General features: G+C 68.8%; 17 protein-coding genes. 8 read left to right on the top strand and 9 right to left on the bottom strand.

From position 1 onward, the window contains the following. The first annotated feature begins 89 nt into the window (after nucleotides 1-89). Nucleotides 90-1,307, top strand: coding sequence for a sulfotransferase family 2 domain-containing protein (locus ACIQLL_RS11060; protein WP_402466760.1), 1,218 nt, complete (start codon nucleotides 90-92; stop codon nucleotides 1,305-1,307). After that, nucleotides 1,304-2,500, top strand: coding sequence for a sulfotransferase family 2 domain-containing protein (locus tag ACIQLL_RS11065; protein WP_402466762.1), 1,197 nt, complete (start codon nucleotides 1,304-1,306; stop codon nucleotides 2,498-2,500). The genes ACIQLL_RS11060 and ACIQLL_RS11065 overlap by 4 nt, the downstream gene beginning before the upstream one ends. A 90-nt stretch (nucleotides 2,501-2,590) precedes the next feature. On the opposite strand, the gene ACIQLL_RS11070 is transcribed toward ACIQLL_RS11065, so the two are convergent. The 5 genes from ACIQLL_RS11070 to ACIQLL_RS11090 all read right to left on the bottom strand — a co-directional run bounded on the left by ACIQLL_RS11070 (nucleotide 2,591) and on the right by ACIQLL_RS11090 (nucleotide 9,782). Beyond that, nucleotides 2,591-3,703: a glycosyltransferase family 2 protein gene (locus ACIQLL_RS11070; RefSeq protein WP_402466764.1), complete on the bottom strand. Its 1,113-nt coding sequence runs from the start codon at nucleotides 3,701-3,703 to the stop codon at nucleotides 2,591-2,593. Nucleotides 3,704-3,742: 39 nt separating this feature from the next. Continuing rightward, nucleotides 3,743-4,735, bottom strand: a complete 993-nt coding sequence (rfbB, locus tag ACIQLL_RS11075; RefSeq protein WP_402466767.1) for a dTDP-glucose 4,6-dehydratase — start codon at nucleotides 4,733-4,735, stop codon at nucleotides 3,743-3,745. Nucleotides 4,736-4,878: 143 nt separating this feature from the next. After that, on the bottom strand, nucleotides 4,879-6,015 hold the full coding sequence (gene glf, locus ACIQLL_RS11080) for a UDP-galactopyranose mutase (protein ID WP_402466769.1): 1,137 nt from the start codon (nucleotides 6,013-6,015) through the stop codon (nucleotides 4,879-4,881). 41 nt (nucleotides 6,016-6,056) lie between these two features. Further along, nucleotides 6,057-7,904, bottom strand: a complete 1,848-nt coding sequence (locus tag ACIQLL_RS11085; protein ID WP_402466771.1) for a glycosyltransferase family 2 protein — start codon at nucleotides 7,902-7,904, stop codon at nucleotides 6,057-6,059. Between the two features lie 51 nt (nucleotides 7,905-7,955). Next, the gene (locus ACIQLL_RS11090) at nucleotides 7,956-9,782 is read right to left on the bottom strand and encodes a glycosyltransferase (protein WP_402466773.1); all 1,827 of its coding nucleotides are present in this window, start codon (nucleotides 9,780-9,782) and stop codon (nucleotides 7,956-7,958) included. Nucleotides 9,783-9,930: 148 nt separating this feature from the next. Here ACIQLL_RS11090 and ACIQLL_RS11095 point away from each other — a divergent pair, with 148 nt between their 5' ends. Genes ACIQLL_RS11095 through ACIQLL_RS11105 form a run of 3 tightly spaced genes read left to right on the top strand, consistent with a single transcriptional unit; the run spans nucleotide 9,931 to nucleotide 15,313 of the window. Then, nucleotides 9,931-11,469, top strand: a complete 1,539-nt coding sequence (locus ACIQLL_RS11095) for a LicD family protein (protein WP_402466775.1) — start codon at nucleotides 9,931-9,933, stop codon at nucleotides 11,467-11,469. Between the two features lie 23 nt (nucleotides 11,470-11,492). Further along, complete coding sequence (locus ACIQLL_RS11100; protein ID WP_402466778.1) at nucleotides 11,493-11,846, top strand: hypothetical protein; 354 nt, start codon at nucleotides 11,493-11,495, stop codon at nucleotides 11,844-11,846. Then, entirely contained in the window at nucleotides 11,843-15,313 is a 3,471-nt protein-coding gene (locus ACIQLL_RS11105) for a glycosyltransferase family 2 protein (RefSeq protein ID WP_402466780.1), read from the top strand. The genes ACIQLL_RS11100 and ACIQLL_RS11105 overlap by 4 nt, the downstream gene beginning before the upstream one ends. 56 nt (nucleotides 15,314-15,369) lie before the next feature. Here the strand turns inward: ACIQLL_RS11105 and ACIQLL_RS11110 are convergent, their stop codons facing one another. Further along, on the bottom strand, nucleotides 15,370-16,623 hold the full coding sequence (locus ACIQLL_RS11110) for a hypothetical protein (protein ID WP_402466783.1): 1,254 nt from the start codon (nucleotides 16,621-16,623) through the stop codon (nucleotides 15,370-15,372). Nucleotides 16,624-16,897: 274 nt separating this feature from the next. Between ACIQLL_RS11110 and ACIQLL_RS11115 the strand changes: the two genes are divergently transcribed. From ACIQLL_RS11115 to ACIQLL_RS11125, 3 genes are all read left to right on the top strand, one after another. Next, a complete protein-coding gene (locus tag ACIQLL_RS11115; RefSeq protein ID WP_402466786.1) occupies nucleotides 16,898-17,665 on the top strand; it encodes a hypothetical protein in 768 nt (255 codons plus the stop codon). Next, nucleotides 17,662-18,468 carry a polysaccharide pyruvyl transferase family protein gene (locus ACIQLL_RS11120; protein ID WP_402466788.1) on the top strand — a complete coding sequence of 269 codons (807 nt, stop codon included), beginning with the start codon at nucleotides 17,662-17,664 and terminating at the stop codon, nucleotides 18,466-18,468. Before ACIQLL_RS11115 ends, ACIQLL_RS11120 begins: the two co-directional genes overlap by 4 nt. Before the next feature lie 113 nt (nucleotides 18,469-18,581). Further along, entirely contained in the window at nucleotides 18,582-19,340 is a 759-nt protein-coding gene (locus ACIQLL_RS11125) for a Stf0 family sulfotransferase (RefSeq protein WP_402466791.1), read from the top strand. Between the two features lie 83 nt (nucleotides 19,341-19,423). Here ACIQLL_RS11125 and ACIQLL_RS11130 read toward each other — a convergent pair whose 3' ends face one another. The 3 genes from ACIQLL_RS11130 to ACIQLL_RS11140 form a co-directional block, all read right to left on the bottom strand. Then, complete coding sequence (locus tag ACIQLL_RS11130; protein ID WP_402466794.1) at nucleotides 19,424-20,116, bottom strand: IspD/TarI family cytidylyltransferase; 693 nt, start codon at nucleotides 20,114-20,116, stop codon at nucleotides 19,424-19,426. A 74-nt stretch (nucleotides 20,117-20,190) separates the two neighbouring features. Continuing rightward, entirely contained in the window at nucleotides 20,191-20,985 is a 795-nt protein-coding gene (locus ACIQLL_RS11135) for an NAD-dependent epimerase/dehydratase family protein (protein WP_402466796.1), read from the bottom strand. Nucleotides 20,986-21,075: 90 nt separating this feature from the next. Further along, the gene (locus tag ACIQLL_RS11140) at nucleotides 21,076-22,950 is read right to left on the bottom strand and encodes an N-acetylmuramoyl-L-alanine amidase (protein WP_402466799.1); all 1,875 of its coding nucleotides are present in this window, start codon (nucleotides 22,948-22,950) and stop codon (nucleotides 21,076-21,078) included. Between the last annotated feature and the right edge of the window lie 89 nt (nucleotides 22,951-23,039).

Below are 23,039 nucleotides of genomic sequence, written 5' to 3' on the forward strand. Positions count from 1 at the left end.
GGCCCGCCGTGGTGCCCCCGGGGCGGTCGACGTCCTTGAACGCGCCGTGCGGAGCCGCACGAACTCGTCAGATCCTAAGGGGCAGCGCCATGACACGTGAGCACGAACGATCGGTGCCACAGGTGGGCGCTCCTGCGGAACATCCTCCCACCGCGGCCGCCGCGACCGAGCCGCTCGACTCGTTCGTGCTGTGGGAGCAGCGTGTCGTCTTCGTCGCGGTGGCCAAGAACGCCAGCACCAGCATCAAGTGGCTGCTTGCCGACCTCACCGGCCAGGACCGTGGCGCTTTCCGTGCGCGCATCGGGCTCGCACCGACACGGTGGCAGACCGTGCACGCACGGTCGGTGTGGCAGGGAGTTCCCACCCTCCACGAGCTGACCGACGAGCAGCGGTCGCAGATCTCACCGGCGAACGGTTGGTTCGTGTTCTCCGTGGTCCGGGACCCTCGCCTGCGGGCGTGGTCGGCCTGGCAGTCCAAGTTCCTCTCGGGCAACCCGACCCACACCCACACGGTCTTCGAGGGCGAGCCGTGGCTGCCCCGGGTACCGGAGTCCGCCGACGACGTCGTCGAGGACTTCGCACGGTTCGTGACCGTGCTGGGCAGCAGCGAGGACTCCCGCGTCGGCGAGGACGACCACTTCGTACCGCAGTGGCAGCGTCTGGGCCGGGGCACGGTCCCCTACTCGCGGCTCTACGACATGTCCGAGGTCCCCGAGCTGCTCGACGACCTCGGCCACCACCTCGCCCAGCACGGACACACGGAGCCACTGGTGCTCGGTCGAGAGAACTCGACCCCGCTGCCCGTCGCCGGACGCCTGTTCACCCCCGAGGTCAAGGACACCCTGGACCGCGTGTACGCCGACGACTTCGAACACCTCGGCGACCGATGGGACTTCGACACCGTCCTGACCAAAGAACCCCAGTGGTCCCGCGACGCCTTCCGCGACATCGCCGCACGAGTCGCCGCCGGCGGCCAGATCGCCGACCTGTCACGCAACGCCAAGCAGATGCGCTCCGAGCTGCGCACCGAACTCCGCGACCTCAAGAAGACCGCACGATCGAACGCCAAGACGATCGCGCAGCTGCGCGCCACCCGCGACGCCCGGGATCGCGAGCTGGCAAAGACCCGCGCGGCCAACGACACCCTCCGCGAACAGCTCCGCACCGCGACCACCGAGACGGCAGAGCTCCGCGCCCGCAACGCCGCACTCGAGACCGCACTGCACCACCGCACACTGCGCGGCCTCCCCCGAGCCGTCCTCCGACGGGCGCGACGTGCGCTGCACGGTTCCGGGAGCGAGCAGTGACCGTCAAGAGCACAGCGCAGGATGCGGCGAGGCGTGCCGCGGGTGCACCACCGACCGCTGTCGATGCCACGGGCGAGCTGAGGTCTCTCGTCCTGTGGGACCAGAAGATCGTCTATGTCGCCGTCGGGAAGGCGGCGGGGACGAGCATCAAATGGTTGCTCGCCGACATCAGCGGGCAGGAACCCACCAGGTTCCGTCGCGGCCTGGGCCCTGCGCCGAACCGGCAGGAGACGGTGCACCGCCACACGTTGTGGTCCGACGTCACGGGTCTGCACGAGCTGACCGACGAGCAGCGGTCGCAGATCTCACCGGCGAACGGCTGGTTCGTGTTCTCCGTGGTCCGGGACCCCCGCCTGCGGGCGTGGTCGGCCTGGCAGTCCAAGTTCCTCACCGGTCACCCGGTCCAGGTCTTCGAGCGCTTCGCCGGTGAGCCGTGGTTGGCCCGGGTGCCGGAGTCCGCCGACGACGTCGTCGAGGACTTCGCACGGTTCGTGACCGCACTGGGCGGGGCCGGCAGGGCAAGGATCCAGTCGGACGTGCACTTCCAGTCACAGTGGCAGCGTCTGGGCCGGGGCACGGTCCCCTACTCGCGGCTCTACGACATGTCCGAGGTCCCCGAGCTGCTCGACGACCTCGGCCACCACCTCGCCCAGCACGGACACACGGAGCCACTGGTGCTCGGTCGAGAGAACTCGACCCCGCTGCCCGTCGCCGGACGCCTGTTCACCCCCGAGGTCAAGGACACCCTGGACCGCGTGTACGCCGACGACTTCGAACACCTCGGCGACCGATGGGACTTCGACACCGTCCTGACCAAAGAACCCCAGTGGTCCCGCGACGCCTTCCGCGACATCGCCGCACGAGTCGCCGCCGGCGGCCAGATCGCCGACCTGTCACGCAACGCCAAGCAGATGCGCTCCGAGCTGCGCACCGAACTCCGCGACCTCAAGAAGACCGCACGATCGAACGCCAAGACGATCGCGCAGCTGCGCGCCACCCGCGACGCCCGGGATCGCGAGCTGGCAAAGACCCGCGCGGCCAACGACACCCTCCGCGAACAGCTCCGCACCGCGACCACCGAGACGGCAGAGCTCCGCGCCCGCAACGCCGCACTCGAGACCGCACTGCACCACCGCACACTGCGCGGCCTCCCCCGAGCCGTCCTCCGACGGGTCAGGCGGATCCTCCCCTGACTTGACGGGGCTCGGCCGGACAGTCCGTCGAGTACCCCCAACAGCAGCACCCGGGATGAGGTCGACGAAGTCGGCCGGCCGGCATCCGGTTCACGGCGTTCGTGGAGCGTCCGGCGTCACCGGCGACGGCTCCCGTGCCACCGTCGCCTCTACCCGGTCGGCCAGGTCCCCGTGCTCGTCCGTCAGCGAGCGTGCGGCAGCCCGGAGCTCCCGGCGTTGCGCCTCCAGACCGGCCGTCGGGAGAAAGCTGCGCTTGGGGGCCGCCAGGAGCACGTCCAGCAAGGCCTCCGTCTCCCGGAGCTGTCGGCCCGACGGGGGCCGTGGGGTATGGCGGTGGCGGCCGGGATCAGGCCGTTCGAGATAGCCCAGGCGCTCGAGTGCTCCCACCGGGTCGGCCACCGCCTCGGTGTACACCTGGTGGAGCAGCAAGCTCCGCTCCTGGTCGTCCAGCTTCTCGTTCGTGACGAGCGCACTGACTGCCGATCTGACGACGGCGCGGAATCCCCGGTGGGTGCCGTTGCCGGGCTGGTCGAGCATCCCCGACCACTTGGTCATGAAGTCGTCCTCGCTGACCGACTCCCGATGCAGGACGTACCACGAGTGGTCATGGGTGCCCAGGATGCGCTCCCCACCCCCGATCGTCGCCCAATGGATCGAGAGGGCCAAGTCGAGCGATGGCCGAATGCCCACCTTGCCCTGTACGTGTCCGTGGAAGAGCGCACGATTCGTCGGCTTCCTGAGGACACCGAGCAGTCGAAGCAGACGCAGCTCGTCGCGGTCGAGCAACCGCTTGAAGCTTCCGGAGTACGCGTGCGGCCCGCTGACCGACTCCCAAGGGGAGAGCCGAACGGCGTGAACATCGTCGGCCAACGTCTCGAGCTGCTCTCGATCGATGTCCAGGCACTCGTCGGCGTCGATGTGGAAGAGCCAGTCGCACCACGACAGCGGGGCGAGCAGGGTCCTCACGAGGTTGGCGTTGATCCGTTGCCTGCTGTTGAGGTTCGGCGGTCGATCCCCGTCCCAGTAGCGGTCGTCCGTCCGCACCACGGTGCAGTGCGGATGCTCTGCCAGATACCGCACCACGGGACCGTTCGGGGCGTCGACGAACTCGAACATGTGGTCGACGCCTGCTGACAGGTTGTCATCGACGAACTGTCGAACTCGTTCGGGCGATTCCTTGATCGTGCTGACGGTGCAGATCATGTGCGGACCTCCACTCGGTGACGCCCCAGCCGTCCGTGCCTACTGACCGGTGGCAGCGTACTTGGTCTCGACGGCGGCCTTGCGAGGTCGCCACCAGGCCTCGTTGTCGCGGTACCAGTCCACCGTGGTCTCCAGCCCGCTGCGGAAGTCGGTGAACCGTGGCTCCCAGCCCAGCTCCTCGCGCAGCTTCGACGCATCGATCGCGTAGCGCAGGTCGTGCCCCGGCCGGTCGGCGACGTGGTCGAAGTCGCCGGCGTCGCGACCGAACACCTCCAGCAGGGTCTGCACCACCTCGAGGTTGTTCTTCTCCCCGTCGGCCCCGATCAGGTACGTCTCACCGATCCGGCCGGAGTCGATGATCGCCCACACCGCGGCGTTGTGGTCCTCGACGTGGATCCAGTCCCGCACGTTCAACCCCGCTCCGTACAACCGGGGCCGCACACCGTCGATGAGATTCGTGATCTGACGCGGGATGAACTTCTCCACGTGCTGGTAGGGCCCGTAGTTGTTCGAGCAGTTCGAGATCGTCGCCTCGACGCCGAACGAGCGCACCCAGGCCCGAACCAACAGGTCCGACCCCGCCTTGGTCGACGAGTACGGGCTCGACGGGTTGTACGGCGTCCGGTCGGTGAACTTCGCCGGATCGTCCAGCTCCAGGTCCCCGTACACCTCGTCGGTCGAGATGTGGTGGAAGCGCACGCCGTGCCGGCGCACCGCCTCCAGCAGCGTGTACGTGCCCACCAGGTTCGTCTGCACGAACGGCGACGGGTCGTTCAGCGAGTTGTCGTTGTGCGACTCCGCCGCGAAGTGCACCACGAGGTCGCTGCCCGCGACCAGCCGGTCCACCAGCTCCGCGTCGGCCACCGAACCCACCACGAGCTCGACGCCCTCGAGCCCGGCGAGCGAGGCACGGTCGCCCGCATATGTCAGGGCGTCCAGCACGGTCACCGCGACACCGGGACGCTCCCGCACCGTCTGCCGCACGAAGTTCGCCCCGATGAAACCGGCCCCGCCGGTGATGAGCACGCGCATATCTGTTTCCTGTCAGTGGTACGGAGTCCTTCCCCACGGCGATCGCTCCGTGAGCGACTACCGGATGATATTGCCCTCGGCGGTCCGACCGACAACCGCCTGCCGGTCCGCCGGGCGGTCAGGCCCGGACCCCGCCGGGAAGCCTAGACGGTGAGCTTGTTGTCCACCATGGACAGCGCCGAGCCGATCGCCATGTGCATGTCCAGGTACTGGTAGGTACCGAGCCGGCCCCCGAAGTGGACGTCCGGCTCCCCCGCCATGCGTTCGCGATAGCGCAGCAGACGGGCCCTGTCCTCGGGGGTGTTCACGGGGTAGTACGGTTCGTCACCACGCTCGGCGAAGCGCGAGTACTCGCGCACCACCACGGTACGGTCCACCGGGTACTCACGTTCCGGGTGGAAGTGTCGGAACTCGAGGATCCTCGTGTAGGGAACGTCGGCGTCCGCATGGTTCATCACCGGCGTACCTTGGAAGTCGCCGACGGACAGGACCTCACGGTCGAAGTCCAGCGTGCGCCAGCTCAGCTCTCCCTCGACGTCGCCGAAGTACCGGTCGACGGGCCCGGTGTAGACGACGGGGACCTGGCCGACCACCGCGCCCTGATGGACCGGCTGCGTCGTGTCGAAGAAGTCGGTGTCCAGGCGGACCTCGATGTTCGGGTGGTCGGCCATCCGCTCGAGCCACGCCGTGTAGCCGTCGACCGGGAGGCCCTCGTGGGTGTCGTTGAAGTACCGGTTGTCGTAGGTGTACCGCACCGGGAGACGCGAGATCACCGACGCCGGCAGCTCTCTCGGGTCCGTCTGCCACTGCTTGGCGGTGTAGCCCTGGATGAACGCCTCGTACAGAGGACGGCCGATGAGGGAGACACCCTGCTCGTCCAGGTTCTCGGGGGCCTTTCCGGCGAGCTCGGCCGCCTGCTCACGAACCAGCGCGCGGGCGGCGTCGGGACCGTGGGCGGAGCGGAAGAACTGGTTGATCGTCCCCAGGTTGATCGGCATCGGGTACACCTCGCCGCGATGCGTGGTGTACACCCGATGCACGTAGGGGGTGAACGCCGTGAACCTGTTGACGTACTCCCACACGCGTTCGTTCGAGGTGTGGAAGAGGTGGGCCCCGTAGCGGTGCACCTCGATCCCGGTCTCCGGGTCGGTCTCGCTGTAGGCGTTGCCCCCGATGTGGTCGCGGCGATCGATGACGAGCACCTTGCGGCCCCGGCCAGCCATCTGCTCGGCGACGGTCAGGCCGTAGAAGCCGGACCCGACGACGACGAGGTCGGTCATGTCATTCCTCCTGAGAGCGGGGCGGAAGCCCCTGAGCGGGGTCAGTCCGGGACGTATCCGCCGCGCTGCCGCACGAACAGCCGGTAGCCGGCCCTCCGCACGGGTTCGGGCACGAGGCGGTAGCCGGCCCGGACGACGACGTTGCGCATCAGCTGAGGTCCCGTCAGGAATCCTTCGGCGTGCAGGGTGCGCTGGAGCGCGAGCTCGGAGGCCAGCAGTCGTCGGCCTCCCCGACGCGCATAGGCGCCCGCTCCCACCCGATAGAGAACGAGCGGCGTCGTCACGTTCTGCGCGTGGGCACCGGCGGCGATCATCCGGGAGAACAGCAGGTAGTCCTCCATGAGGTCCAGGTGCTGGTACCCCCCCGCCGCGGACACGGCGGAGCGCCGGTACACCACGGACGGATGGTTGAAGGGATCGCGGAAGCGCGCAGCCGTCGCGATCTCCGCGCCTGTCGGCGGGACCCGCACCATCCCCGGATCGTGCTCGTTATCGTCGAACTCCTGGATGGCGGACCCGACGATGTCGTACCCGTCGACGATCTGCGGCACCTGGACGGCGAACCGGCCGGGACGGGAGATGTCGTCGGCGTCCGCCCGCGCGACGATCTCGTGCTTGCAGGCCTCCAGCCCCGTCGCCAGGGCTCGGGCCAGGCCGACGTTGCGTTCCAGGGGCAGGACCGTCACCGGGACCACGGTGAGCTCGGGCAGCCGGGCCAGCACGGCGGCGACCGCCGCACCCACCGGGCCGTCGCGGACGACGACGACCTCGTCCGGGCGGAGCGTCTGGTCCTGGGTCACGGAGAGGAACGCACGCTCCAGGTGCGCCGGGTCGTCTCCGCCGTACACCGGCAGCAGCACGGAGAACCGGGAGTCGTCGAGCGGGCCGGTCACCGGGGCGTCGTCCAGCGTGGTGGGCGTCGGTCGCGGCAGGTCCGGAACCGCATCCCCCGCTTCGAACCGCGCCACGCTCAGCGCGGCGGTCCCGACGCCCGACAGGACCTCGGTGTCGGCTCGCGGACGCCGCACCAGGCCGTGGCGCAGGCCCCGCAGACCCGACGAGACCAGGGTTCTGCGGTCGGTGGACCGCACGAACGTCCGCCACCAGCGGCGCAGCGTCGATCCGCCGTAGAGCAGCCGCTCGGACGCACTGAGCGCCGGCGACCGGGTGAACGTCCAGACCTTGTTGCGCACCTCGTAGTAGAAGCGGGGCCCCGGGTCCGAGTCGGTCCCGACCAGCCGGGCGGTCCGGTGCTCGACGACGCTGCCGGGGACGTAGAGCCCGACGCCGTCACGCAGCACCCGGGTCGAGAACTCGAAGTCGTCGTTCCAGATGAAGAAGTCGGCCACCGGTAGTCCGTGACGCCGCACCGCCGCGGCGTCGACCAGCATCGACACGAACGACATCGACCGGACCGGGACGGCCCCGGCGGCGCTCGCCCGCCGCAGCGCCTGGGGCGTGGCGCCCGGGCGCGGCCGAGGCGTGTTCATCGGGTGGTCGCTGCCGTCGGTCCACACGACCCGGCTGGCCAGCGCGGCCACCGGGCCGGCGTGGGCGTCCCGTGCGGCCAGGAGCGCGTCCAGGGCCGACGGCGTCGGGACCGTGTCGTCGTCCATCAGCCAGACAAGGTCGGCGCCGAGATCGGCGACGGCGGTCGCCAGCCCGACGGCGAATCCGCCGGCACCGCCCGTGTTGCGCGCCAGGGCGACGACGTCGGGGCCGACGGGGTGCGCGCGCGCGACGTCCAGCGCGTCGTCCGTCGAGGCGTTGTCGACGACGAGGATGCGGTCGACCGGCCTCGACTGGGCCGCCAGCCCGTCGAGCGCCTGACCGAGCAGCTCGGCCCGGTTGTACGACACGACGACGGCGACGACGGTGGGTGTGGACATCCCGCACATCCTAGTGGGCGCCGCGGCGCGCCGAGGCACCGCGGTCGACGGTCACTTCTCGAAGGTGCGGCGCCACGTCCCGAGCGCCGTCAGGTCGTCGGCAGCCGCCTTCCAGGTCGCGGACAGGCTGCGCCAGCGCAACGCGACCTTCAGGTGGGAAGCGACGGTGGCGAGGGCCAGCCGCCAGAACGTCCGGGCGTCACGGCGCAGCCAGGTCCCCGTGGACTCGTCACCGGACAGGACCAGGGCCGAGGCGTGGCGAGGCACCTCCCACCAGGTCGCCTGGGCGCGGCTCAGCACGACGTCGGGGCGCCGACGAGCCGTGGCGCCGACGGGGCGCAGGGTGCGCAGCACCCCCTTCGTCGCAAAGATCGCCTGCGCCCTGGCGCCCTGGGGCCTGGGCCCGGGGCCGCCGTCCTGCCGGGGCGCCGCAGCGAGCACGGCGTCGTCCCCGTGCCGCACCGTCTCGACGTAGCGCGCTCCGACGTCGAGGGCGTCGGCCACGGTCCGTTCCAGCCCGTCGTGCAGGGTGGCCGGGCCGGCGAGCACCTCCTGCAGGGCACGCACGTGCAGGTCGACCGGGTAGTACCGCATGCCGAGCAGGAGCTTGAGGTCAGTGGCCAGCAGGTCGCGCAGCAGGGCACCACCGCGCGGACGCTCGGCGTGCAGCAGAGCGGTGACCACCCGGTTTCGCGTGTGCAGCCGCGCCTGCCACTCGACGGTGTCGTCCTTGTCCACCCAGGCCACGTGCCACAGGGCTGCGCCCGGCAGCGAGACCGTGGGGAAGCCGGCCTCCCCGGCGCGGAGGCAGAACTCGGCGTCGTCCCACTTGATGAAGAACGGCATCGAGAGCCCGACCGCCCGCATGACTGCGGTCGGCAGCAGGCACATCCACCAGCCGTTGAAGTCACCGTCGGCCCGCGCGTGCATCCAGGGGGTGTCGCGCAGCGGCTGGTCGGCGAGATCGTGCCGCTCGTGCTCGCGGTCCGGGGACCCCCACATGAAGTGCCGTTGGTCGACGACCTCGCTGAACGCGTGCAGGACGGTCGGATCGTTGTAGTCGAGCATGTGACCGCCGACGACCACGGGTTCCGGCACCGTGCGGTGGAACCGGATCGCCCGCAGCAACGCTTCCGGGTCGACGGCGACGTCGTCGTCGAGCAGCATGACGGCATCGCTGCCCGGCCGGTCCAGCGTCTCGAGCATGCCGCGGGAGAAGCCGCCGGAACCACCCAGGTTGCCCTGGTCGATGACCGTCAGCTGGGCACCGAGGGCACGGGCCACGTCCGCGAACCCGGCGTGGTCGGCCACCTTGTCGTTGCCCTGGTCGATCACGAAGACCGTGTCCACCGCCTCCAGCAGCGCCGGGGAGGCCGCGATCGCGGAGAGCGTCGCCGTGCAGTAGTCGGGCTTGTTCACGGTGGTGATCGACAGACACACCTTTCCCGCGCGGCGGGGTGCGGCGTCGACGAGCCACCGCCCGGCCCGCACCGTGACGTCGTCGGTCGCCTCGATCTCGAACCACAGCCATCCGCCCTCGCCCATGTCGCGCACGTCGACCTCGAGCGCGACGTCCCGGGCAGCGGGAACCGACGTCACGGCAGCTCCGGTGCCGTCCGGAGCGCTCCGCATCAGCCGGACGGTTCCCGACCCCTCCACCTCGAGCTCCAGCCGGACCTTCTGCGTACCGGTCCAGTGCGCCCAGTACGACGCCGGGAAGGCACCAAGATAGGTGGCGAAGCCCTGCGCTCCCCCGGACGGCACACGCACCGACCCGTCGGGGTGGTACTCGCCACGGTCCGTGCCGCTGCGGGACTCCAGGTAGAGCGCTCGGCGGTCCGGGCCACTGGGCGCGGACAGCACGTGGGCGACGTGCATGGGGGCCTTCCGTCAGGTGATGGTGCAGAGCCCGACCACCCTAGCGTCCGGCGCTCCCCGCGACGTCGCGTGTGGACCACCGAGGGCACGTGGCGGGTCCCGTAGACTCACGACCTGCCGACATCAGCGACGAAGGGCCCTCCCTGCGATGAGTTCCGTGACCGCCTCCCGGTTCGGGATGCGCGTTCGTGTTCCCGCCGACCAGCCTGCGGAGACCGTCGACGTGCTCTTCGACGGTCGCCGGGTGTGGTCGACCAAGCTTCCCGCGGCGACCCGGAACCCTCTCGGTCGGCGGCTGAGCTGGCCCGAGCCGCTGCGCCCGTACCTGCGGGGCCGGACGACGGTGACGGTGCGCCGCTCTGCGGACGACGAGGTGCTGGCGACCGGCGACGTCACTTTCCGCGGAGCGGCTGAACGGTCTGCTCGCGTGTCGGTGACGGATTCCCAGGGCCGTCCGCTCGCCATGAACAAGTGGGACCGACTCGGTCCCGTGCTCGAGGGCGACACCGGGGTGCGTGACCGGCTTCTCGCCAACGGCCGACGCCTGGCCGACCTCATGGAGTCCTGGGGATACCCCCTCTACATCGTCGGCGGCAGCCTGCTGGGCGCGATGCGCAACGGCGGCATGCTCCCCCACGACGACGACATCGACTTCGCCTTCCTCTCCGAGGCTCGCACCGACTGGGAGGCGGGACGCGTCAGCTACGACCTGCAGCGCAGGCTCGCCGCCGAGGGATACACGGCGATCGTGCTGAGCCTGGCCCAGCTCCAGGTCACGTTCTTCACCGAGAAGGGCGAGACGGACCACTACATCGACATCTTCACCGGCTACCACACCGAGGACGGCCTCTACAACCAACCGTTCGCGCTTCGCGGCGAGCTGGCTGCGGACACGCTCGTTCCCGTCTCCACGATGACGATCGACGGGGTGGACCTCCCTGCTCCGGCCAAGCCCGAGGCATGGTTGGAGTTCGCCTACGGGCCGTCCTGGCGCATCCCCGACCCCTCGTTCATGTTCGTCTCGCCGCGCTCGACCCGACGCCGGTTCGACAACTACTTCGGTGTGTTCAACCGCCAGCGGGTGTTCTGGGAGAAGCACTACGAGAAGTACTCCGCCCGCTCGGAAGAGGCGGCGGGTGGCGAGGCCCAGGTGGACCAGTTCCTCTCTCTGCTGCCGGACAAGTCGTTCGTGATCGACCTCGGTTGCGGCGACGGCCGACTCACCGAACGGATCGCCGCGGCCGGGCACGAGGTGCTCGGGCTGGACTACAGCTACGAGGCCCTGCGCATCGCCCACCAGACCCGGCCCGACGGCGTCGAGTACCGCTTCTGCAACTTCAACGACCGGCACATGCTCCTGCGTCTGACCCTCGACCTCATCGAGGAGGGACGCCAGCCGTACTTCTTCGCGCACCACCTGATCCACGAGATGCCCGAGCTGGGCCGCGCGGACCTCTTCCAGGCGCTGCTGCGCGGCGCCCTGGACGAGCAGACGTTCTGCTATGCGACAGTGTGCACCGACGCGCCGCTGCGCGACCCGCAGAACCCCGAGACGTGGGGCTTGTCCGCGGCCAAGCTGCGCTCCGAGATGCGCCGCTTCGGCCTCGCCCTGCACACGGTCCAGACGGGCGAGCAACCGACGTCCATCGGAGACCGACAGACCCTCACGACGCTGATCTGGCGCTGACCACCCTGGGAGCCTGACCACCAATGAAGTCCTATGTCGCCCGCATCGCGCGCCGCTTCGCACCGCGCACCATCCGCAACCTCGAGGCGCTCAGCGACCTCACGGCCGACCACGCAGAGGGCCCGCTGCGCTTCGTGGCCTACGAGCGCGAGCTGCAGGACCTGCGTCGCGAGGTCGACGCGCTGCGGCGGGACAACCGTCGTGTCGCCGAGCTCTACGACGTCGTGTTCGAGCGAGCCCGCCGTGACGCGGCCGAGCGGGGAGTGGCGCCGTCTGCGGACCGCGAGGTCACGAACCGTGCCATCGCCGCGCTGGAAGAGCGCATCGAGTCGGAAAAGAACGGCCGTGGCGCCACGAACCGGGAGTCCGGCGCGTGACCCCGTCCGCCACCTCCACCACGCTGAAAGTCTCGGTGGTCGTCCCGGCCTACCAGCCCGGGGAAGGCATCCGACGCGTCGTGGACTCGCTCGCGGCCCAGTCGATGCCGCAGGACGAGTTCGAGCTGATCATCGTCGACGACGGCTCTCCGGACGACACCTGGTCGAGGCTCGAGGCGATCCGCGACGAACGGCCCAACGTCCGGATCAAACGCATCGAGAACTCCGGCTGGCCAAGCCGGCCCCGCAACATCGGCATAGAGATTGCGCGCGGCGAGTACGTGCTGTTCATGGATCACGACGACGAGATCCTCCCTGACGGCCTGCGCGCCTCTTATGAGTACGCGACCGCACACCACGCTGACGTGCTCAGCCCGAAGGAACTAAAGACCTCCGACCCTCGCTGGGGCCTCGGCAACTACACGGCGAACATTCCGAATGCCCTGCCACGCCGCGGCATCAACGCCTTGATGCCGATGATGCCGCACAAGTTCTATCGTCGAGCCTTCCTGCTGGAGCACGACATCCGATTCCCCGAGGGCCGCCGGATGCTGTGGGAGGACGTCTACTTCAACGTCGAGTGCTTCAAGCACGCCCAGGTCGTGTCGATCCTGTCGGACACGCCCGTCTACCTGTGGCATGCGACGGACCAGAACAACTCGGCCACCTACGGCCCGTGGGAGGACGAGTTCTGGGAAAAGCTCGCCGCCCTGTTCGACTTCATCACCACGGCCCTCGCCACCGAGTCGCTCGCGGCCGCGCGCCAGACGCAGCTCATGCACCAGTACCGGCTGCGGGTGCTGTCGCGCCTCACCAGCTACCTCCGCTCCGTTCGCACTCCCGAGCATGCCCAGTACGCGGTCGAGCGCGCAGCCGAACTCACGCGCAGGCACATCCCGGAGGACTGGGACGCCAGCCTGCCCGCTCTCGACCGCCCCAAAGCGTGGCTCCTGCGGCGCCGTCGCGTCGATCAGCTGCGCGAACTAGAGATGCTCGACTCCTCGGTCGTCGGGCACTCCACGGTGGACGCGATCTGGTGGGAAAAGGGCACACTGCGTATCCGGGCGACCGCTCGATGGACCGACTCTGAGGGCCGGCCTGTTCCGTTCCGGAAGACGGAAGGTCGGTTGCACCGCGTGCTGCCCCCGTCGCTCGACGAGTTGCCGATCGGCCTCCGCGACGTCACCGAAGATGTGCGCGCCGCGTCGTCCCACCTGACGCTTCGCGACGACCTCTCAAAGGCCACCTGGAACCTCAAGTCGCGCAGCCAGGTCGCCCTGGAGCGGATGGCCCGACCCGGCACCGCACCGGAGCCGCCCCAGGGATCGATGGTGAGCGTCGCCGTGTCGACGATCACCAACTTCTCCCCCGCCACCGCGGCACAGGGGAAGGCCGTCGCCGACGCCGAGTGGGTGGTGAACGCCAAGAGCCGCCTGCTCGGCGAACTCTCCCACCACCCCGTTCGGTCCGCCGCTCCGCCCCGGCCAGCCATGGTGGGTGGACGCGCCGTCGTGGCGGCCCGGTCGAAGCACGGCGCGCTGACCATCGACGTCGGACAGGTGCGTCACGGTATCCTCGACCACTTGAGGCCGGACTGGATGCGCGGCACCGTCACGACGTCGGGCAAGGGGCTCTTGCGACGGCATACGGTCGATGTGCCGGTGCACGGCTTGCATGCCGACGCCCCGGCACAGCTCTCCGGCGCCGCGGGAGTACTGCTGCACTCGGCGGCCGAGCGTCATGGCGCGATTGGCCCGATCGCCCGGTTGCTGGCCCGGGCGACGCCCGAACGCGGGGTTGCGACGCTCAAGGTCGCTCCAACCGGCAGCCGCCTGACAGCGATCTTCCACGCCCCGACCTGGCGGTGGCAGTTGCGCCCCCGCCTAGCGGACGGCCCACGGACTGCGCGCGGATGGGACGTAACCGCCCCGCCGGCGGCGAACGAGGCTGCCCGGCCGCGTCGTACGGAACCGTCCGGCGGGGCCGACGTCACCGTCATCATCCCTGCCTACAACGTCTCCCGCTACGTCGAAGAGTCGGTGCGGTCGGTCTTCGCGCAGACACTCGCTCCCGAACGCGTAGAGATCGTCGTCGTCGACGACGGTTCGACGGACGACACCCTCGCGATACTCGAGCAACTCGCTACCGAGCACCCTCGCATGCGGGTCATCGCGCAGCAGAACTCGGGTTCGGCGTCCCGGCCGCGCAACGTGGCCCTCGACCACGCCACGGGCACGTACGTCTTCTGCTTGGACGCGGACGACCTGCTCACCCCGTGGGCCCTCGAGCGCCTCGTCGGCACGGCCGAGGCGACCGGGAGCGACGTCGTTCTCGGTCGGCTGAAGGGCATCGGCGGCCGAGGTCAGCCGTCGACCACGTTCCGCCGCACGGTCTTGGACGCGGATCTGGCCGAGGACCACCTGTTCCATGCGATGACACCCCACAAGCTCTTCCGCCGGTCGCACATCGAGGACAACGGGCTGCGGTTCCCAGAGGACATCAGTGTCGGTGAGGACGTGCTCTTCGTGGCCGCGGCGGAGCTGAAGGCCCGCAGGATCGCGATCCTGGCGGACGACGACTACTACCTGTGGCGGCTCCGTGACGACAGTGGCGAGCATCTGTCGAAGTCCGGGCCGGGGTTCGAGACGATCTTCGAGAAGGCCTCGCGCCTGGAAACCCTCATCAGGGAACACGTCGAGCCAGGTCTTCGCCGAGACGCGCTCATGCGCCGCGTTTCCCGCTACGTCTACCACGGCCTCGTCCGCAACATCTGGAAGGAGCAGGATGGCGCAGTGCGCGCCCAGATGGCAGCCCGTTCCCGCGAGCGGTTCCGCGGGATCTGGAACGACGGGCTGCGCTCGCACCTACCACCGCACCTGCAGCTCCCGCTATGGCTGCTGTTCGCGGGAGATCGGGACGACGACCTTGTAGCCGTGGCGGATCACGCTCACGGCGACGTCCGACGACTGCATTACGCCGTGGAGGACGGCCATATGGTCGTCGCGCTCCCCAGAGATCTGTCCTCCAGGATCCCACTCGACTGGCGCCGGGCGACAGAGGCCATGTCGACCACGGCAAACCTCCTCCAACTCGAGAAAGGACCATCAGGGGTCACGATCCACGTCGAGGCGGCCGGCAAGCGGGTACTGACGCCGCCGGAGACCGTCCTAGCCGAGCTCCGGCCGCACGCAGGGGACGGGGCCAGGGTCGTGCTGCCCGTGGAGGTCAGTTCGAGGCGAGAGCGAGGACCGGTGACCTGCGCGATCACCCTCGACTCCCTAGCGGTCCCGGGTGACGGAGAGTGGAACCTCGCCATCACGCCAGTTTGGGGAACGATCTCCGGCGCCCCGACCAAGGTCGGACGCAAAATCTCGGAGGGCGCCGACGAGAACCTCCCCGTCGACCTGGACAAGACGACGCACCTGAGCCGACGTCCGGGTGGGGCGCTCGTCGTCTGTCGCGCCTGATCCGGCACCAGCCGGGACTGCCGTACGGGCGATCCCGGCTGGTGCGAATGCTGCGGTCAGGACCGACGCAATGCATTCCGCGCACGCCGAGCCACTCGACGGCCGACTTCTGCCACCAGCTCGGAGGCACGGAACCCGTCAAGCGTGGGTGGCTCCTGCTTCCACGCGGCAAGCTTCTCCTTCTCCGCGGCAAGCTTTTCCTTCTCCGCGGCAAGTTTCTCCTTGGCGGACGTCAGCTGTGTGTCCTTCTTCAGGCCGGCCTGGATCGAACCCAGCACCGCTTCGGCAGCCGCGTCGAGCGGTACCTGCGCCACGGTGAAGACGGGGTTCTCGCTGCTTCGCGCCGGGACTCGCAGGACGCCCAGGTCACCAACGACTCGCACGCCAGTCGCCTCGATCTGGTCCACGTACCGGTTGCCCCGCTCGGTGGCCTTCTCCGCCGCCCACTCGGGCAGCTCGAACGTCGTGTCATGGTCAGCGGGCTGCCGGGAACTCATCATGTGACCGGCGACGCCCTGTCGCATCCAGTGCTCATACGCGGGCCAGGGCAACTTGCGCCGGCGGAACTCCGCGTTGACCGTCCGCAGCAACTCCGCCTCCTCGACGGACATACCCCGGTTCGAGGAGTAGCCGTCCTGCTCGGCGGACGCGAGCAGTTCACGGGGAAGTCCGAGAAGGTCTTCGAAGGCATCGGTGAGCAAGTTCGGGGTCGCCTTGTCGATGACGATCGCGGTCATGTTTTCCGGTCCCACGATGTCGGCCCAACGGGATACGACGAGCCCTTGGTCGTTGCGGGTGTGGAACGTCTTGGTGACCTTGCGGTCCGGCGGGTCCGCAAGGACTGCGCGCAGCCAGTCCTCAAAGCCGACGACGTCCCCCATCTTCATGTACTGCTGCCAGGACGAGGCAAGGATCGACCCGTAGTGACGCAGTGTCACGACGACGTGGATCCGCTCGCCGAGCACCTCGCGGAAGTTGTGCACCATCTCCTCGGAGCTTTCCGAGGCGAACTCGTGGCCCAGCCATATCCGGTTCTCGGTGTCCGCGTCCACCTCCGCCATGAGGCGGTTCCAGTTGTCCCGCGTGGGCTTGGTGCCCCAGCCCCAACCTCGCCCCATGAACGAGGAGACCTCCCGACGGTGGTTGAAAGTCCGCCCTGGGTAGTGGACGCCGTGCGCGAGAAGCTCGGGGCGCAGCGCGGCGGCGGCGTTCTGCAGGTGCGTGGTGCCGGTCTTCGGCAGGCCGATGTGGAAGAGGCGTGCACGCTCGGGAAGCAGCAGCCGTGCCTGGCGCGGTTCGGTAGCGGTCATCGATCTTCCAGGTGTCGGGGGACGACGGACCGGGACACTCTACCGCTGACGCAAGATCGCCCAACCTTGCGAGATCCGCTCGACGCTCGGCAGGTTGCGGTGTGGGACGATATCCCGGCTCATCTACCATCACCCGCAGGGAGCATCCATGGCGAACAGTCCCGTCACGCGAGGCGGTTGGGCACGGATCACGGGCCGGATCCTGGCTCGTGGCAGGCCGACCCCTACGACCGACGCCACCGCAAGATCAGCAACGTTGTCCACGTTTGAACCTGTGCTCACCGGCGTCGAGGCCTCCGGCAGCGTGGCGAAGCTGATCGGCCGGGTGAGCGCCGGCTCGGACGCCGATGCACTGCTGAGCATTCGGGGCTTCATGCGGCTCCGACACACTCAGCAGTCGATCGAGATCCCGGTGCAGCTGCGGGGCAAGCGTTCGATCGGAGGGGAGCAATCCCTCGCGTTCGCCGTCGTCGTCGACCCCAGTACTCTGCCCGGTCGCGGCGCGTGGGACATCGAAATCGCACCGCTGCGGAACCAGGGCACGGGGCCCGCCGTCGCGTTCGGATCGAAACGCATCGCTCGCGCCGATACCGACGGCCGCCTTCTCGGGCCGGATGACGACATCTTGACTTTCACCGCTGACGGGGGGAACGCCACGGTCGCCCGCAGTATTCGTAGTCTCCCGCACGTCACAGCGGAGCGTCTTCAGGACGACCCGGACGGTCGGCCGGAAGTCGTGGTGGGAGCGCAAACGTTCGATGGCGATCTGCGGGTGTACGCCGACGTCACCCCCGCCGGAAGCAGGGACGCACGACAACGTCTCCCCTGGCGTCGTCTGGACGACGGGACAGTTGCCGTCCGGCTCCCCGTTCCACACGCCGTCGGTGCGTTGCGGACACAGCTCGTCGTGGTCACAGATGGCATCCGCGTGGGTCCGAGTCTGGATGGCCTCGAAAACCTCGAGATCGGCCACCTGACCGTACGCCGCGAAGAAGATCACCTGACGGTGACCAGGAACTTCACACGAGGAGCGAGGCCATGAAGCCGATCAGCCTGTGGTGGTGGCGCTGGCAGTACCCGAAGGAGCTGAACTTCGGCGACGAGGTCACCGCGCCTCTGCTCGAGCGGATCACCGGCCGGCCCGTGCGTCACAGCGAACCGGGCGAGGCGGACATCGTCGGAGCGGGCTCTGTGCTCGTCGGCCTGCTGAAAGGGAATCCCCGCAGGTTCCCGGCGATCTGGGGCTCCGGTTTCATGCGCCCGTACACCCACGCGCTGCGCGACGACCTGCGCGTGTCCGCACTGCGCGGCCGGCTCAGCGCCGAGCACTTCCCTCAGGACCGCCGTCAGCAGATCGCTCTCGGCGACCCTGGGCTCCTCGCTCACCTGCTCGTCGACGGGCGCGTTCGCAAGCGGTACGCCGTCGGCGTCATCCCCCACTACAAAGACAAGTCCGAACCTGCGGTCGGCGCCATGAGGGGTCTGTCGGATCAGGTCCGGCTGATCGACGTGGCATGGACCCCCGAGGAGGTCGCCCGCGAGATCGCCGCGTGCGAGGTCGTCATCTCCTCCTCGTTGCATGGGATGATCTTCGCTGACGCGCTCGGCGTGCCAAACGCCCACCTGCGTCTCAGCGAGCGCGTCGGCGGCGCCCGGCACGGGTTGTTCAAGTATCGGGACTACTACTCTGCGTTTGGGGCCGAGCGGCAGCACGACCCATGGTCGCCCGACGACGTCGCCGGGCTCTCCGTCGAACGACTCGTCGGCCGTGTCCAGGATAGGTTCCGCCCCCCGGTCGGGCTGGATGCTCTGCAGCGGGGACTGCTGCAGAGCGTCCCGGTCTGACCGAAGCAATCGCCAGTAGCCACTTCGTAGGCGCACCACGCGGTAGGTCCCCGGTAGAGTTTTCGAGGTTTGAGTGGCGTCCGACACCAGTCGACGTCAGGCGACGAGGAGAAATGACTGATATGACCGAGGACAATGCGGCCGCTGCCAGCTCCCGGACGTGGGACCAGTTCGGCCCCGCCTACGACCAGCCGCCCTTCGACGGACAGCCGCGTACGTACATGATTGCGTCGATGCCGCGTTCCGGGAGCCACATGCTGGGGCACCTCCTGTTCAGCACCGGCGAGCTGGGGAGCCCGCTGGAGTACGTCCACCCGAGAAACTTCTCCACGTGGCAGAAGCGGCTGGGCGAGGAGAGCAGGGCGTCCACGCTGCGCAGGATCATGGCCCGGCGCACCACACCGAACGGGCGGTTCGGGCTCAAAGCACATTGGCCGCAGTTCTCCCACACCCTTGAGGATGACGTGGAGCTGCTGGAGATCCTCGACATCCAGGACTGGCTCCGGATCACCCGCAGGGACACCGTGGCGCAGGCCGTCTCGCTCGTGATCGCGCGGCAGACCAAGTCCTGGATCAGCTTCCACCAGGAGAAGCACGAACCCAGCTACGACTACGACGCACTGGCGTCGGCCGAACGGGGGCTGAAGAAGCACGAGGCTGCCTGGGACGCCTTCTTCGAGGGCCGGGGCATTGATCCGCACGTCGTCGTCTACGAGGACATGCTCACCGACCCCGGTCAGACGGTGACGGACGTGTGCACCTTCCTGGGGGTGCCGGTGCCCGCGGACCTTCCTGAGCCCGAGACGGCTCGGCAGGCGACCGCCCGCAACGCGGAGTGGCGCGAGCGCTACCTAGAGGAGTCGAGCCGCTGACCCGCCAGACGCCAACAGCGGATGCCGCGAGCTATTGCCCGCAGAATCCGCTGTTCGCGCGTCTCAGCGAGCTTGGATAGGGCTCACTCCCAGTCGGCCTGCGCCATGATCTGATCGGCGATGACGAGGTCCGTGCGCGTGGTGATTTTGATGTTGTAATCTTCGCCCCTGACGATCTTGACCCGGTGCCCTGTGAACTCGGCGACCAGGTCGGCGTCGTCGGAGACGCGGTGGTAGTGAGACGCGATCGCGTCGTCGTAAGCCTTGGCGAGCAGTTCCCGTTGGAACACCTGCGGCGTCTGCCCGAGCCAGCTGTGCGAACGGTCGAGCGACCCCGTGATGAACTCGTCGTCGTCAACCGTCTTGAGCTGCACCACGGTCGGCATCCCCAGCATGGCGGCTCCGTGCTCGACACCGGCCTCGAGTATCCGCTCGATAAGCTCGGAGTTGACGAACGGCCGGACGCCGTCGTGCACCATGACGATCCCGCCGGTTGTCGCCTGCAGACCGAGCCGCGCGGAGATGAATCGCTCCTCGCCACCGTCCACGAGCGTGACCGGCAAGCCTGCCTTCTCAATCAGGATCTCGTGATAGACGTCGCGGTTCTCCGGGCTGATCGTCACGATGATCTCGTCGATCGCCGGGTGCACGAACTCACGCACCGTCTTCTCGAGGATCGTGACTCCATTGATCTTGACCAGCAACTTGTTGCCGCCGAAGCGGACGCCGCGGCCGGCGCACGTGACGATCGCCGAGACCTTGTGGGACTTGAACATCAGGGTGGAATCTCTCCTCAGGGGTGGGCCGACGGCAGACGACGTCGTCCGGGCTGGTGTGCTGGGGCTGTCGGTCAGTCGAGCAGGCCGGAACGGGTGTCACGCAGGAACGTGCGCACGGCGTCGATCTCGGTCTCCGCGGTCATGAGGTAGCCAGTGGGGCCGCCGAACAGGTCGCCGTGCCGCGTGCGCATGTCGCGCGTGTACATCCGGGACATGGGATTCTCCGGGTCGGTGATCACCTGGGCGCTGATGTCACGGCCAAACACCTCGCGAGCGATCGTCGCGCTCGTGAGCGGCGGCGTGGCCACGTTGAGCGCCTCCAGGCCGTGATCTAGCGCCACCTGAACGTCGGCCCAGAGCCGCCGAAGATCGTAGTACTGGAACTCGCCCTCGGGGCGGATGTGTTCAACCCGGTAGTCGTTCATCAGGTCGTACACGATGCCCTTCTTGATGCCGAGGCCGTAGAGCTGCGGCAAGCGGACGGGCAGCAGGTCGAACACGTCACCGAGCCGGCGCTCCATGTGCAGTCGGTTCGCACCGTACGGCGTCAGGCCGTTCTCGGAGAGCGGCGTCGTCTCGTCCGGCGAGGTCTGACCGGGGTACACGCACACGGTGGACGCGAGCACCAGCTTCGACGTGCGCACCGTCGATAGCAGATCGACGTACGCGTCGATCTCCGCTCGATCCGCGGCGCCGTCGGAGTTGATGCGGTGCGAGTCCGCACGTGCCGCCGCGCTGAAGACGAGGTCGTACTCCTGTCTCTCGATCTGTTCGATGTTCGACGTGTTGTACATATCGTCGAACCCGTACGCGGCCGCCAGGTTCGATCCGACGAAGCCCGTGTGTCCGATCAGCGCAGTCCTCACGCCGCTCCTTCCGTGCGTCGCTCGCTCGGTGCGAGGTCCGGACCATCGTAGGGGACGCACGGCGGCGCCGGGAGTCGGCCCGGAGCACGCTCAGCGGCGGGCGATCGCGATCGAACTGATCCGTACCGGCTTGCCGTCCAGCGTGCGGATCCGCACCTCACCGTCCTTGGAGTTCGGGATCTTGATCACGAACGTCTTCTTGGGGTTGAACTTCTCGGACTTGAGGTTGATCCGGCCGAACGGGTGGCCCTTCACCCGCACCTGGATCCGCCCGGAGCCCGAGCTGGTCGAGGCGACGATCCGCACCGACTTCACCTCGCGCGCGCCGCGGAATACGATAGAGGCATTTTTGCTTGAGGCCCGGAACGAGAGTCCGGTGTGGTACTTCGCGCCCGTCGTCCTCTTCCAGGCGTTCGACCTATCCCAGTTGTTCGGATGTACCGGGCGCGAGGAGCGCATGATGCGCTCGATCTTGCCTCGCTCGCCGTTCTTTCCAATGGCCCGCACCGCGACCTGACGCGTCGTTCCGGCGCTGGTCTTGATCCGCACCGAGGTGTTCGTCGTCGTGCCGTACACCCGCCAGTAGCGGCTGTTGGGCATGTCGTCGTTCAAGCCCGCGTACCGGTGCAGCACCTGGTACTTCTTCGCGCCGGACACCGCGCTCCATCGATAGGTCACCGTCGGGGACCACTGGGCGGGCACCTGTCCGGCCGGCGCTTGCCCCCTCGGCTTGCCGACTGCGGGACGGACCGTCCCGTAGTAGCTTTTCGCCCGCTTGACCTTGTTGCCGACCGCGGTGCGAAGGGCTCTCATCTGGGACTGGAGGTGTTGCCCCGGACAAGCCGTGTAGTTCGTGGTCCGGTGCGTCGTGATGGCCGGGACCCGCACCCACTCCCCCGGATCCGCGCGGGTGGTGGAGCCGGTGCTGGATCCGGTGGGCAGCATCACGTGGCTCTTGGCCCCGATGCCGTACCGGTACGCCTTCCAGGCAATGACGCGCATCAGGCTGTGCATGACCTGGGACGAGGGCCGAGCCGTCTCGTAGTCACCCATGACGGACACGCCGATCGTCCCGGTGTTGTACCCACCCACCTGGGCACCGATCGGATTGTCGTGCACCGCTCCGGAACGCCCCTGAAAGATCCGCCCGAAGCGATCCACCAGGAACTGGTAGCCGATGTCGGGCCAGCCGCGCGACTTCGTGTGGTAGGCATAGATGCCTCGCACGATCGCCGCGGACTGGGACTTCGAGTACGAGTTGGTCCCCGCGGTGTGGTGGACGAAGATCGCGTCGAGCCGCCCAGACACCTCCGGCCACGATCCCCGGAGCGACTCGTCCGCACCCCACTGCGACCGCGTGACGATGTTCGGGACGATCTCGCGGCCGGTCGCGGCGTCCGCGGACGCGGCCGGGCTCGGGCTCTCACCGACCGTCGCATCGGCACCGGACGTTCCCGGGTCGACGACGTCGACCCGCAGGGCTTCCGGTGCGGCGCCGCTCGCCGTCAGCACCCGCACCTGGATCCCGTCGGCACCTGAGGTGGTGACCGGCTCGGTGCCGGTCCTGCCGTCCTCGACGACGACACCGTCCAGTCCCAGTGCCCGCCACTCGGTCCACTCCCCGTCCTCGCGGAGTCGGACCGCCACCTCGTTCACCTCGTCCGGGCCTGCGGCCCACGTCACGCCGGCCACGAGGAACTCCTGGGTGAACTCCATCGGGCTCAACGCGGCAAGCTCTTCGGCGGTCTCAGCGCGTGCCTCCTCGACGGCCTCGCCGTCCGGTTCCTCCACGCCGCGACCCGCAGCGGCGTGGTCCGGCCCTTCCTGCTCGGACCCGACCGCTGCGTCGAGCGAGTCCGCCCGCGCCTCGGCGGACCGGTCAACGCCCTCGACGTCGAGCGCCTCAACCTCCGGCGGCACCGCGTGCGCCTCGGCGACGGGCAGCGTCACGGTCGGCAAGACCACGCCCCCGACTGCGAGCGCCGCACAGATTCCCGCTGCTACGCACCTGCGTCCCCATCGAGCCATGCCACAGCACGCTAGGCCCCCAGGGA

This window comes from Isoptericola aurantiacus, assembly GCF_044769875.1.
GTDB classification, from domain to species: Bacteria; Actinomycetota; Actinomycetes; order Actinomycetales; family Cellulomonadaceae; genus Isoptericola; species Isoptericola aurantiacus.

Bases quoted from the DNA above. Each gene is read 5' to 3' on its own strand.
- ACIQLL_RS11060 (WP_402466760.1), top strand. From the start codon at position 90: ATGACACGTGAGCACGAACGATCGGTGCCACAGGTGGGCGCTCCTGCG.
- ACIQLL_RS11070 (WP_402466764.1), bottom strand. From the start codon at position 3,703: ATGATCTGCACCGTCAGCACGATCAAGGAATCGCCCGAACGAGTTCGA.
- rfbB (WP_402466767.1), bottom strand. From the start codon at position 4,735: ATGCGCGTGCTCATCACCGGCGGGGCCGGTTTCATCGGGGCGAACTTC.
- glf (WP_402466769.1), bottom strand. From the start codon at position 6,015: ATGACCGACCTCGTCGTCGTCGGGTCCGGCTTCTACGGCCTGACCGTC.
- ACIQLL_RS11085 (WP_402466771.1), bottom strand. From the start codon at position 7,904: ATGTCCACACCCACCGTCGTCGCCGTCGTCGTGTCGTACAACCGGGCC.
- ACIQLL_RS11090 (WP_402466773.1), bottom strand. From the start codon at position 9,782: ATGCACGTCGCCCACGTGCTGTCCGCGCCCAGTGGCCCGGACCGCCGA.
- ACIQLL_RS11095 (WP_402466775.1), top strand. From the start codon at position 9,931: ATGAGTTCCGTGACCGCCTCCCGGTTCGGGATGCGCGTTCGTGTTCCC.
- ACIQLL_RS11100 (WP_402466778.1), top strand. From the start codon at position 11,493: ATGAAGTCCTATGTCGCCCGCATCGCGCGCCGCTTCGCACCGCGCACC.
- ACIQLL_RS11110 (WP_402466783.1), bottom strand. From the start codon at position 16,623: ATGACCGCTACCGAACCGCGCCAGGCACGGCTGCTGCTTCCCGAGCGT.
- ACIQLL_RS11120 (WP_402466788.1), top strand. From the start codon at position 17,662: ATGAAGCCGATCAGCCTGTGGTGGTGGCGCTGGCAGTACCCGAAGGAG.
- ACIQLL_RS11125 (WP_402466791.1), top strand. From the start codon at position 18,582: ATGACTGATATGACCGAGGACAATGCGGCCGCTGCCAGCTCCCGGACG.
- ACIQLL_RS11130 (WP_402466794.1), bottom strand. From the start codon at position 20,116: ATGTTCAAGTCCCACAAGGTCTCGGCGATCGTCACGTGCGCCGGCCGC.